General features: G+C 71.1%; 9 protein-coding genes. 8 read left to right on the top strand and 1 reads right to left on the bottom strand.

The genetic code is table 11. The features are described 5' to 3' along the window. The first annotated feature begins 64 nt into the window (after window positions 1–64). Genes DFR72_RS27665 through DFR72_RS27655 form a run of 3 tightly spaced genes read left to right on the top strand, consistent with a single transcriptional unit; the run spans window position 65 to window position 5,245 of the window. Entirely contained in the window at window positions 65–757 is a 693-nt protein-coding gene (locus tag DFR72_RS27665) for an ABC transporter ATP-binding protein (protein ID WP_177224489.1), read from the top strand. Continuing rightward, a complete protein-coding gene (locus DFR72_RS27660; RefSeq protein WP_090063460.1) occupies window positions 754–3,054 on the top strand; it encodes an ABC transporter permease in 2,301 nt (766 codons plus the stop codon). The genes DFR72_RS27665 and DFR72_RS27660 overlap by 4 nt, the downstream gene beginning before the upstream one ends. Before the next feature lie 10 nt (window positions 3,055–3,064). Further along, entirely contained in the window at window positions 3,065–5,245 is a 2,181-nt protein-coding gene (locus DFR72_RS27655) for a penicillin acylase family protein (protein ID WP_090063459.1), read from the top strand. Here the strand turns inward: DFR72_RS27655 and DFR72_RS27650 are convergent. Then, a complete protein-coding gene (locus DFR72_RS27650) occupies window positions 5,223–6,008 on the bottom strand; it encodes a crotonase/enoyl-CoA hydratase family protein (RefSeq protein WP_090063458.1) in 786 nt (261 codons plus the stop codon). The two genes, DFR72_RS27655 and DFR72_RS27650, sit on opposite strands and share 23 nt — an antisense overlap. Before the next feature lie 55 nt (window positions 6,009–6,063). On the opposite strand from DFR72_RS27650, the gene DFR72_RS27645 reads away from it, so the two are divergent. The 5 genes from DFR72_RS27645 (at window position 6,064) to DFR72_RS27625 (ending at window position 11,516) form a co-directional block, all read left to right on the top strand. Continuing rightward, window positions 6,064–6,663 (top strand): sulfite oxidase-like oxidoreductase, encoded by a 600-nt coding sequence (locus tag DFR72_RS27645; RefSeq protein WP_090063638.1) that lies wholly within the window; start codon window positions 6,064–6,066, stop codon window positions 6,661–6,663. Beyond that, window positions 6,633–7,373, top strand: a complete 741-nt coding sequence (locus tag DFR72_RS27640; protein ID WP_090063457.1) for a ferredoxin reductase — start codon at window positions 6,633–6,635, stop codon at window positions 7,371–7,373. Before DFR72_RS27645 ends, DFR72_RS27640 begins: the two co-directional genes overlap by 31 nt. A 13-nt stretch (window positions 7,374–7,386) precedes the next feature. After that, window positions 7,387–7,644, top strand: coding sequence for a DUF6510 family protein (locus DFR72_RS27635; protein ID WP_090063456.1), 258 nt, complete (start codon window positions 7,387–7,389; stop codon window positions 7,642–7,644). A gap of 8 nt (window positions 7,645–7,652) precedes the next feature. After that, window positions 7,653–8,294 carry an HAD-IA family hydrolase gene (locus tag DFR72_RS27630; RefSeq protein WP_090063455.1) on the top strand — a complete coding sequence of 214 codons (642 nt, stop codon included), beginning with the start codon at window positions 7,653–7,655 and terminating at the stop codon, window positions 8,292–8,294. Between the two features lie 129 nt (window positions 8,295–8,423). Then, window positions 8,424–11,516, top strand: a complete 3,093-nt coding sequence (locus tag DFR72_RS27625; RefSeq protein WP_090063454.1) for a PA14 domain-containing protein — start codon at window positions 8,424–8,426, stop codon at window positions 11,514–11,516. Window position 11,517 lies beyond the last annotated feature (1 nt).

Here is an 11,517-nt window from a genome sequence, read left to right as displayed (position 1 = left end):
GGGCCCGCCGAGTTACCTCCGCGGACTGACGCCCCCGATCGCGTGGCTGAGCAGGATGGCCGCCATGCAGAACGCAGACGCCGTCGTCGAGCTGACGAACGTGCGCAAGGAGTACAGCGACTCGACGGCGCTGGACGGGGTGTCGCTCACCGTCCGCGCCGGGGAGGCCGTCGCGGTGATGGGACCGTCCGGCAGCGGCAAGTCCACGCTGCTCAACATGATCGCGGGCCTCGACCGGCCGACGTCGGGACAGGTGGTGGTGCACGGCACCGATCTCGGGAAGCTGAACGAGACCGGCCTGGCCCTGTTCCGGCGCAGGGGCGTCGGCATGATCTTCCAGTTCTTCAACCTGCTGGACGACCTCTCGGCGCTCGACAACGTCGCCCTCGCCGCCCAGCTCACCGGCACCACGGCTGGTCAGGCCCGCAAACGCGCACTGGAGCTGTTCGGCGAGCTCGGCATCTCCAGCCGCAGGAACATCTACCCGGCGCAGCTCAGCGGCGGTGAACGGCAGCGCGTCGCGGTGGCGCGGGCGTTGATGAACCGCCCGGCCCTGCTGCTCGCCGACGAACCGACCGGCGCGCTCGACAGCAGGTCCGGCGAGCAGGTCATGGACCTGCTGCTCGACCTCAACCAGATCGGCCAGACGCTGCTGCTCGTCACCCACGACGAACGCCTCGCCACCCGCTGCGCGACGCGGCTGATCGAGGTCGCCGACGGCCGCATCGCCCGCGAGAACAGCCTGGAGCGGGCATGAGCGCGGTGTGGTCGGCGGCCTGGGCGGCCGTGCTGCGCAGGAAGCTGCAGACGATCGTCATCGCCGTCGTCGTGTGCGCCGCCAGTGCGACGCTCGTGATGGCACTCGGCCTGCTGGACGCGGCAGCCGCGCCTTTCGACCGGGCCTTCGGCACCCAGCAGGGCGCGCACCTGGCCGCCCAGTACGACGCGGACAAGGCGACCGGTTTCACGAACCCGGCCGCACAGGCCACCGCCGGACCGTTCCGGCAGGCCACTGTGGACACTTCGGAGGGCGAGGTCTTCCTGGGCGCGCTCACCGTCGTCGGGCGGGCCGACCCAGGGGGACAGGTCGACCGGCTGGCGGTGTCGCAGGGCAGGTGGGCCACCGGTTCCGGCGAGATCGTCCTCAACCGCACACCGGGTGCCGACGGCCGGATCGGCCTGGGGTTCCGGGTGGAACTGCCGGGACGCCCGGCGCTGACCGTCGTCGGTTTCGCCCACTCGGTCACGGGATCCGCCGACGCCTGGGTCACGCCCGAGCAGGTCGAGGCGCTGCGGCCGGACTCGCTGCAGGTGCTCTACCGCTTCGCGCACGCCGGCACGGCCGCCGAGATGGCCGCGGCGACGGCGGGCCTGCCGCGCGAGGGGCTGCTCGGCACGCTCTCGCACCTCACCGTCAAGGACAAGGCGACCTCCGAGCTCGGCGTGTTCATCCCATTCCTGATGATCTTCGGGATCCTCGGTCTGGCCGTCGCGGTGCTGATCGTCGCCAACGTCGTGAGCGGCGCCGTCGTCGCGGGACTGCGGCACATCGGCATGCTCAAGGCGATCGGCTTCACTCCGAACCAGGTCATGGCCGTGTACCTGGTGATGGTCTCGGCACCGGCGGTCGTGGGCTGTGCGCTGGGCACGGTCGCGGGCAACTTCTTCGCCAGACCGGTCGTGCAGGACGCGGTGGAGGGCTTCGGCGTCGACGAGCTGAGCTTCGCGCCGTGGGTGAACCTCGTCGCCGCGCTGGGCATGCCGTTGCTGGTGGTGTCGGCCGCGCTCGTCCCGGCGCTGCGGGCACGCGGGCTCCCGGCGGCGCGGGCGATCAGCGCGGGCACGGCCGCGCACACCGGGCGGGCAATGGGGGTGCAGCGCTGGCTGGGCGGTACGGGGTTGCCGCGGTCGATCAGCCTCGGCCTCGGGATGCCGTTCGCCCGCACCGCCCGCAGTGCGCTGACGCTGGCCTCGGTCGTGCTCGGCGTCATGACGGTGACTCTCGCGGCCGGCGTGACGATGTCGATGACGGCCTACAACGACGCCGTCCGGCCCCACTTCACCGATCGCGTCGAGTTGATGGCCGGACCACCTCCGGGGGCACCTGCCGTCCGTCCGGAGGGCGTGGAGGAGCCGGCCGCGACACTGGGCGACGCCGAGGACGAGTCGATGCTGCGCTCCCTGCCCGGCACGACGGCGGTTCTCGCCGAGACACAGCTCGACGCGGAGGTCGCGGGCGGCACCCAGAGGGCCACGATCCTGTTCTACCGCGGTGACGTCTCCGCACTCGGTCCGCGGGTGCTGACCGGGCACTGGCCGGACGGACCGGGACAGGTCGCGGTGCCGTCGAGGTTCCTGAACCAGCGCGGGCTCGCCGTCGGTGACACGATCACCGTGCGGGCGCGGGGAAACCGGACGCAGGTGAAGATCGTCGGTGTCGTGCTGACGAACAACGCCGACGAGATCTTCGCCGACTGGTCCACTGTGGACGTTCTTGACCCGGGAGCGCGTGCCACCACGTACCTGGTGCAGATGGCCGCCGGCACCGACCGCGACACCTACGCCGCCGCCGTGAAGGCCGCCGATCCCGGTCTGCGCGTCCTGCCGCCGCGCGACGGCACGTCGTCGACCGCGGTGATCATCATCAGCGCCGCCGTCGTGCTGACGCTGGTGCTGGGCGCGGTCGCCGCGCTCGGGGTGTTCAACACCGTCGTCCTCAACGCCCGCGAACGGCGCCGCGACCTCGGCATGCTCAAGTCGATCGGCATGACCCCGCGCCAGGTCACCGTGCTGCTCGTGACGTCCATGGGCGCCCTGGGTGTGCTCGGCGGACTGATCGGGGTGCCCATCGGCATCGCGGTGCACCAGGTCGTCGTGCCCCTGATGGCACACGCGGGCCAGGCCGACGCCGTCGACATCCTCATGGACGTCTACCACGCGCCGCTGCTCGCACTGCTGGCCCTCACCGGCGTCGTCATCGCCGTTCTGGGCGCCGTCGTGCCGGCCAGGGGAGCGGCGCGCCTCTCGATCGCCACCGTCCTGCACAACGAATAGGGGGATCACCATGCGCAGGTTCATCGCGTTGTCGCTTGTGGTGGCAGGAGTTCTGGTCACCAGCCCACCCGCCGCCGCCGGTGGGGGCACGCTGATCAGACGGACCTCCTACGGCATCCCGCACGTGCTCGCCGACGACTACCGCGGTGCGGGCCAAGGCCTCGGGTACGCGTTCGCGCAGGACAACGCCTGCGTGATGGCCGAGATCGTCGTGACGCTCGCGGCCGAGCGGTCCCGCTGGTTCGGGCAGGAGAACGAGGCCAGTGACCTCCACCACCAGCGGCTCAACCAGTCCTCGGTGGTCGAACGGCAGCTCGCGCGCGGCCCGTCGAAGCAGGCGAAGGACCTGGTGCGCGGGTACGTGGCCGGGTTCAACCGCTACCTCACCGAGAAAGGCCTGCCCACCGCCTGCAGGGCCTACGCGCGGCCGATCACCGAGATCGACGTCTGGCGGCGCGTCCACCAGGTGGCGGGCCTGACCGGCAGCGAAGGGTTCCAGGAGCAGCTCGTGTCGGCGCAGCCGCCGGGGTCGGCGGTCACGGCGCCCGCCCGCGTCGCGACGGAACGCCCCGGCAGCAACGGCATCGCCCTCGGCCGGGACGCGACGGTGCCGGGGACCGGCATGGTGCTCGGCAACCCGCACTTCGACTGGGACGACACCTGGCGCTTCTACCAGCACCACCTCACGATTCCCGGTGAGCTCGACGTCAGCGGCGCGGGCCTGTACGGCGTGCCGGTCGTCAACATCGGCCACAACGACAGGCTCGGCTGGACCCACACCGCGTCCGAGGCGCAGACGATCACTCTCTCGAAGCTCACGCTCGTCCCCGGCGACCCGACCAGCTACGTCGTGGACGGCAAGGCGCACCGCATGATCGCCGAACAGGTCACCGCCGGCGGCACCACGAGAACCCTCTACCGCACCCCGGACGGCCCGGTGGTCGAGGACGACCGCGCGTTGCAGTGGACCGGCACCACCGCGTTCGTCCTGCGCGACGCCAACCACGGCAACCTCCAGGTCGTCGACCAGTGGCTGGCCATCGCCCGCGCCCGCAGCGTTTCCGACCTGCACAAGGCACTCGTCCGCCACCAGGCCCTGCCATGGGTCAACACGCTCGCCTCGGACGCCACCGGCACCGCCTACTTCGGTGACGTCCAGGTGGTCCCGCACGTGACCGACGAGCAGCGAACCCGGTGCGACGCCGGCACACCGATCGGCCTGGTGGTCCTCGACGGCAGCCGGTCGGACTGCGGCTGGGGCAGCGACCCCGACGCCGTGACACCGGGCAGGCTCGGCCCGGGCCGGTTGCCGCACCTGGTCCGGCGCGACCACGTGAGCAACATGAACGACAGCGCGTGGCTCGCCAACCCGGCCGCACCGCTGACCGGCTACCCGTCCATCGTCGGCGACGTGGGCACCGAACGCTCCGCGCGCACCCGCGTGGGCCTGGACATGATCGGTACCAACGACTTCACGCTGTCCACTCTGGAATCCGCGATGGTCGGCAACCGCAACCTCACCGCCGAACAGGGCCGGGCCGCCGTCGTGGCGATGTGCCAGGCGAACCCGTCCCTGCCCGCGAACGACGGTCAGCTCGTGGACGTCCGCGCGGCCTGCGCGGCACTGGCGGCCTGGCCGGGAACCGGTGACACCGGGGAGGCGGGCCGCGGCGCGTACTTCTGGCGGTCGTTCCTGGCGCTGACCGGCCGCCCCGGCACCAGCCTGTGGCAGGTGCCGTTCGACCCGGCCGACCCCGTCCGCACCCCGCGCGGCATCAACGCGAACGACCCCGGCGTCCAGCGGGCCTTCGCCGAGGCGGTGCGGATGTTCGCGGCCGCCGGAGTCGCGGTGGACGTGCCGCTCGACGCCGTGCAGCAGTACGAGGGCATCCCGATCCACGGGTGCCGCGGCCCGGAAGGCTGCTTCAACGTCATCTCCGTGCCCGGCCCGCCCAGGCCGGACGCGGAGCCCGGCATCCCGCACGGCACCAGTTTCGTGATGGCGGTGGAGCTGACGGGGAACGGCCCGCGGATGAGCTCGATGCTGGTCTACGGCCAGTCCGCGGACCCGGCCTCGCCGCACCACACCGACCAGGCCCGGCTCTACGCGAAGAAGCAGTGGGTCAAGGGGGAGTTCACCGAACGGGAGATCGCGGCCAACCCGGACCTCAGCGTTCGCCGTCTGCGCTGAACTCGCCGTGCCGTCCGGCGCCGCCCGTGAACCGGGCGGCGCCGGCCACCCCTTCCCCGGCCACGATCGGCACGCTCGCCGCACCTTCCGCCCGCAACGCGTCCGCCAGCGGCAGGTCCAGCCCGCCGTAGGTGGACGCCCGGTCTGCCAGCACGCACTCGAACGGGAACCCGGCGATCTGCCCGGCCAGCTCCAGCGCCGCCGCCACCGCCTGCCCCGGCTCGACCACCCGGTTCGCCAGCCCGATCGCCAGTGCCTCCTCGGCGTGCACCGGCCGGCCGGTCAGGATCAGGTCCAACGCCCGCCCCAGTCCCACGATCCGGGGCAGCCGCACGGTCCCGCCGTCGATCAACGGCACGCCCCACCGCCGGCAGAACACCCCGAACACCGCGTCGCTCTCGACCACCCGCAGGTCCGCCAGCAGCGCCAGCTCCAGCCCGCCCGCCACCGCGTACCCGCTGACGGCCGCGATCAGCGGCTTGCTCAGCCGCAACCGGGTCGGCCCCATCGGCCCGGCCCCGCCGCCCGAGGGATCGAGCTCGTTGCGCCGGGCCGGATCGCCGACGGAGGTCAGGTCCGCCCCGGCGCAGAACGTCCCGCCCTCGCCGGCGAGCACCGCCACCCGTTGCGACGGGTCCGCCTCGAACGCCAGGAACGCGTCCCGCAGCGCGGCGGCCATCGGCCCGTCGACCGCGTTGCGCCGGTCCGGGCGATTCATCCTGATCAACGTCGTCGTGCCGGTGATCTCCACCATGACGTCCATGTGACCTCCGTGATCAGCAGTGGCGTTCGGGGCGCCGCTGGCGTCTACTGACACGATGCCAATCGTCTCTCCCGGGTTCACCGGGCGACGCCAGTCACCGGACGTGCAGTTGCCGCCCGGCCAGTACCTGGCAGAGGACTTCCCGGTCCTCACGGCGGGGCCGACGCCGCGCGTGACGGCCGACCGGTGGCAGTTCACGATCAACACCGAGGCCGGTCAGCGCTACGACTGGTCGTGGCAGCAGCTGATGGAGCTGCCCGCGGAGAAGATCACCACGGACATCCACTGCGTGACCAAGTGGTCCAAGCTCGGCACCCGCTGGAAGGGTGTCTCGCTGGACGTGCTGCTGGAGGACGTCGAGACGGCCGCCGACTACGCGCTCGTCCAGTCCTACGGCGGCTACACCACGAACCTGCCGCTGGAGGACCTGGTCGACGGCCAGGCGTGGGTCGCCTACCGGTACGACGGCGACGAGCTCACGCCCGAGCACGGCGGGCCGGCGCGGTTGCTGGTGCCGCACCTGTACTTCTGGAAGTCGGCGAAGTGGGTCCGCGGGATCCAGTTGCTGCTCGAGGACGAACCCGGCTTCTGGGAAAGCGCGGGCTACCACGACTACGGAGACCCATGGCGCGAGCAGCGGTACCAGGGCGACTGACCTGGCGGGTGGCCGAACTGGCCACGGCCACCGACATCACGAAGAGCGCGCGCGGCCTGGTGTTCGACGTGCCCGGCTGGCCTGGACACCTGCCGGGCCAGCACGTCGACGTGCGCCTGACCGCCGAGGACGGCTACTCGGTGCAGCGCAGCTACTCGATCTCCTCCGCACCGGACGGGGAACGGTTCGAGCTGAGCGTGCAGCGCGTCGAGGACGGCGAGGTGTCGCCGTACCTGTGCGACGTGCTCTCGCCCGGCGACCAGATCGAGCTGCGCGGGCCGGTCGGCGGCTGGTTCGTGTGGCGTGCGACCGACCAGGCGCCGGTGACGCTCGTGGCGGGCGGATCGGGCATCGCACCGTTGATGGCGATGATCCGCACGCGGGCCGCGGAGGGCAGCAGGGTGCCGTTCCGGCTGATCTACTCGGTGCGCACGCCCGAGGACGTCTACTACGCCGATGAGCTGCGCCGGCGTGCCCGCGAGGACAGCGGTCTCGACGTCCACCTCGTGCACACCCGCCAAGCCCCGGAAGGCTCACCCGAGCCACCGGGACGCCTGGGTCTCGCGACGCTCAACACCCACGCCTGGCCCGCCGACTTCACCCCCAACGTCTTCGTGTGCGGACCGACCGGGTTCGTCGAGACGGTGTCCGACATCTTCGTCGCGCTGGGCCACGACCCCCGCCGCGTCCGCACCGAACGCTTCGGCTGACAGGAGAGCACCGATGAGCCACGTGGACGGGAACGCGCTGGCGGGGGACCTCCGCGAGATCTTCGCGGTGGACCTGACCGTCGCGACCGGGCAGTGCTCGGGCTGCGGGTACAAAGGCTCGGTGGCGAGCCTGCGCGTCTACCAGAACGCGCCGGGCGTCGTCGCGCGCTGCCCGCACTGCGAGGAGGTCGTGCTGCGGCTGGTCCGCGGACGCGACCGCGCGTGGCTGGACCTGCGCGGCACGGTGAGCCTGGAGATCCCGCTGCCGTGAGGAGGACGATGAACCTGGCCTGCCGGGCGGTGCTGTTCGACATGGACGGCGTGCTGACCGACTCGACGGTCTCCGCCGAACGCGCGTGGACGCAGTGGGCGCACGAGTTCGGCGTCGACCCGGAACAGGTCCTGCGCGGCCTGCACGGCCGTCGCGCCACGGACACCGTCCGCATGCACGTGCCCGCCTCCGCGCACGCCGGCGCGTTGCGGCGGATCAACGAGATCGAGGTCGCCGACGCCGGCTCGACCGCGCCGATCCCCGGAGCGCGCGAGCTGGTGGACTCGCTGCCGGGGAACTGGGCGGTGGTCACGTCCGCCCCGCCCGAACTGCTCACGGTCCGGCTGGCCGCGGTCGGGATCCCGTTGCCGTCCGTGGTCATCAACGGCGACGACGTGACGCACGGCAAGCCCGACCCCGAGGGCTACCTGAAGGCGGCGGGCAAGCTCGGGCTGCCGATCGGGGAGTGCGTCGTCTTCGAGGACAGCGGCAACGGCGTCGCCGCGGGTCTCGCCGCCGAGGCCGCCACCGTGGTCGGCGTCGGCTCCGGTGCTCTGCGCACACCCGCGCCGGTCGTCGTGCCTGACCTGCGGGCCGTCCGGTGGAGCGGGCACGGCATCGAGGTCACCGAGGACCTCCGCGCCTCGTAACGTCCCGGAAACCTGTCCGGTTTGACATGCCCGATACCTCCGTTCGGCCGTAGCCCGGTTGTTGAATCGTGTGCGTTGATGTGTGGGAGCGCTCTTACAACGTTGTAAAACTGAAGGGGATCTTCGCTGATGAAGAAAACCGCCCCCGTACTCGTCGCGCTGCTGCTGGCGCTGGGCATAGCGCCCGGCACGCCGTCCGCGGGTGCCGCCGAGCCCGTGCACGGTCTGAAGGGCGAGTACTTCAGCATGTCGGCACCGGGCGCGCGGGACTTCGCGACCCTGGGCGGCACCGTGCTCGACGCCGACGTCAACCACGGTGACCTGACCGGGGTGTTCGGCTTCCTGAACGGTCGCACCGAACACACGACCGCGCGGTGGACCGGGCAGATCGCGGTGCCGCAGACCGGCGACTACACCTTCCACGCCGTCGGGGACAACGGGTTCCGGCTGCTGATCGACGGCAAGCCGGTGATCGACCACTGGGTGCCCGACTGGGACCGCGAGCAGACCAGCGCCCCGGTGACGCTCACCGCCGGGCGCCAGTACGACTTCAAGCTGGAGATGTTCCAGGACATCGGCGGCGCCAACATGTTCCTGCGCTGGTCGAGCGCGACCACACCGAAGCAGATCGTGCCGGAGTCCGCGTTCACGCCGCCGTCCGGCTTCCAGGTCGTGCCGCGCACGGCCGGGGTCTCGAAGGACGGCCGGACCCTCACCGCGGAGTTCGACGGCCGCGTCTCGGGCACCGCGGACCTGAAGGACCACCTGGTGGTCGAGGTCGACGCGACGCCGATGCCGGTCTCGGTCGTCACCACGAGCCGCAACCGCCTCACCGTCCGGCTGGCCGAGCGGGTGCTCAAGGGCCAGCGGGTCCGCATCTACTACGACGGTGCCGGCGCGCTCGCGGTCGACGGCAAGAAGGTCGAGAAGACCGCGCGCACGGTCGGCAACGTCTCCACCGAACGGCTCAGGACGCCGTGGGGCGAGAAGGTCGACACGCGCAACCCGTTGCCGGAGTACCCGAGGCCGCAGCTGGAACGCGACAAGTGGCTCAACCTCAACGGTCCGTGGGAGTTCGCGGGCGCCAAGGCCGGCGAGCAGCCGGTGTTCGGGAAGAAGCTGCGCGAGAAGGTCGTCGTGCCGTACCCGATCGAGTCGCAGCTCTCCGGGCTCGAGCGGCACGAGGACCACATGTTCTACCGCCGCACGGTCAGCGTCCCGCACGACTGGCGGATCGGGTCCGGGCAGCGGCTGAAGCTCAACTTCGGCGCGGTCGACTACCACGCGAAGGTCTGGGTGAACGGCAAGCTCGTCGCCGAGCACACCGGCGGCTACACGGCGTTCAGCGCGGACATCACCGACGCGCTCAAGCGCGGTGAGCAGGAGATCGTCGTCGCGGTCACCGACACCACCGGCCCGCACCAGCCCAAGGGCAAGCAGTCGCCCAACCCCAGCGGCATCTTCTACACGCCGTCGTCGGGCATCTGGCAGACCGTGTGGATGGAACCGGTGGCCGACAAGGGCATCGACGAGATCAAGACGACGCCGGACCTCGCCACCGGTTCCCTCGCGGTGACCGTCAAGTCCGCCGGCAACGCCACCGTCACGGCGGTCGCCCGTGACGCCAAGGGCAAGCAGGTCGGCACCGTCACCGGACCGGCCAACACCAAGCTGACGCTGCCGGTGCCGAACCCGCACCTGTGGACGCCGGACGACCCGTACCTCTACAAGCTCGACGTCACGCTGGGCAAGGACAAGGTCAAGAGCTACTTCGGCATGCGCTCCACCGGCGTCGCGAACGTCGGCGGCACGCCGAAGCTGACGCTCAACGGCCAGCCGATCTTCTCGCTGATGCAGCTGGACCAGGGCTTCTACCCGGACGGCCTGAACACCGCGCCGAGCGACGAGGCCCTCGTGTTCGACCTGAAGGCGCAGAAGGACCTCGGGTTCAACTCCGTCCGCAAGCACATCAAGGCCGAACCCGCCCGCTGGTACTACCACGCGGACCGGCTCGGACTGCTGGTGTGGCAGGACTTCGTGTCCGTCGAGGACGGCAACAGCCCCGTGGCGCAGCAGGCCTTCCTCAACGAGAGCCGCGAGTTGATGCAGCAGCTGCACAACTACCCGTCGATCTACGCGTGGATCGTGTTCAACGAGGGCTGGGGCGAGTGGGACCGCACCGTCACCGGCCAGATCACCGACGACGTCAAGGCGGCCGACCCGAGCCGGGTCGTCAGCGCGCACAGCGGCGTGAACTGCTGCGCCTCCAAGGGCGACAGCGGCAAGGGTGACGTCATCGACCACCACGACTACAACAACACCGACCCGGCACGCCCGGACGGCAAGCGCGTCGTGATGGACGGCGAGCACGGCGGGTTCACGCTGCGCACGCCGGGACACCAGTGGCCCGGTGCGCCGATCGCGATCTACAGCGGCGTGGCGAACAAGGCGGCGCTGACGGCGAAGTACGTCGACAACACCCGCACGTTCTACCTGGGCCAGGCGCGCCAGGAGATGTCCGCGTCGGTCTACACCCAGGTCACCGACCTGGAGGGCGAGCTCAACGGCCTGTGGACCTACGACCGCAAGCGCATCAAGGTCGACCCCGGTCCCGTCCGCGAGATCAACCGGCGGGTGATCGAGGCCGGGGCCAACGCCGGCAAGCCGTACCCGTACGCGGGCAGCGGCGAGTGGAAGCTGAACGAGACCACGGGCACGACCGCGAAGGACTCGAAGGGCGCCAACCCGCTGACGCTCAGCCCGGCCGGTGCCACCTGGAAGGACGGCGCGCTGGAGCTCCGCAACGGCTCGGCGGAGACCTACGGCCCGGTGGTCGACACGACCAAGGACTACGCCGTGTCCGCGAAGGTGCGGCTGGACGAGCTGCCCGGCAACTACGCCTCCGCGGTGAGCCAGGACGGCCGTCAGTCGGAGAACCCCTTCTACCTGCAGTACGGCCAGGGCGCGTTCGCGTTCAGCACGCCCGGTGGCAACCGGGCGCGTTACGAGATCACGCCGGAGATCGGCCGCTGGTACGAGATCAAGGGTGAGCGCAAGGGCGGCGAGATCCGGCTCTACGTGGACGGCGCGCTGGTCGCCACGGCACCGGCGGGACCGGCCGTCGAGAGCACCGGCGCGTTCGCGGTGGGACGTGCCAAGTACAACGGCCAGAACGTGGACTTCTGGCGAGGTGCGATCAAGGACGTGGTCGTCACCTCTTGAT

This window comes from Lentzea flaviverrucosa (genome assembly GCF_003350445.1).
Classification (GTDB): domain Bacteria; phylum Actinomycetota; class Actinomycetes; order Mycobacteriales; family Pseudonocardiaceae; genus Lentzea; species Lentzea californiensis.
Note: the sequence above shows the minus strand (reverse complement) of the source record. Positions and strands in the feature narration are given on the sequence as shown.

Bases quoted from the DNA above. Each gene is read 5' to 3' on its own strand.
- DFR72_RS27665 (WP_177224489.1), top strand. From the start codon at position 65: ATGCAGAACGCAGACGCCGTCGTCGAGCTGACGAACGTGCGCAAGGAG.
- DFR72_RS27660 (WP_090063460.1), top strand. From the start codon at position 754: ATGAGCGCGGTGTGGTCGGCGGCCTGGGCGGCCGTGCTGCGCAGGAAG.
- DFR72_RS27655 (WP_090063459.1), top strand. From the start codon at position 3,065: ATGCGCAGGTTCATCGCGTTGTCGCTTGTGGTGGCAGGAGTTCTGGTC.
- DFR72_RS27650 (WP_090063458.1), bottom strand. From the start codon at position 6,008: ATGGACGTCATGGTGGAGATCACCGGCACGACGACGTTGATCAGGATG.
- DFR72_RS27645 (WP_090063638.1), top strand. From the start codon at position 6,064: ATGCCAATCGTCTCTCCCGGGTTCACCGGGCGACGCCAGTCACCGGAC.
- DFR72_RS27640 (WP_090063457.1), top strand. From the start codon at position 6,633: ATGGCGCGAGCAGCGGTACCAGGGCGACTGACCTGGCGGGTGGCCGAA.
- DFR72_RS27635 (WP_090063456.1), top strand. From the start codon at position 7,387: ATGAGCCACGTGGACGGGAACGCGCTGGCGGGGGACCTCCGCGAGATC.
- DFR72_RS27630 (WP_090063455.1), top strand. From the start codon at position 7,653: ATGAACCTGGCCTGCCGGGCGGTGCTGTTCGACATGGACGGCGTGCTG.
- DFR72_RS27625 (WP_090063454.1), top strand. From the start codon at position 8,424: ATGAAGAAAACCGCCCCCGTACTCGTCGCGCTGCTGCTGGCGCTGGGC.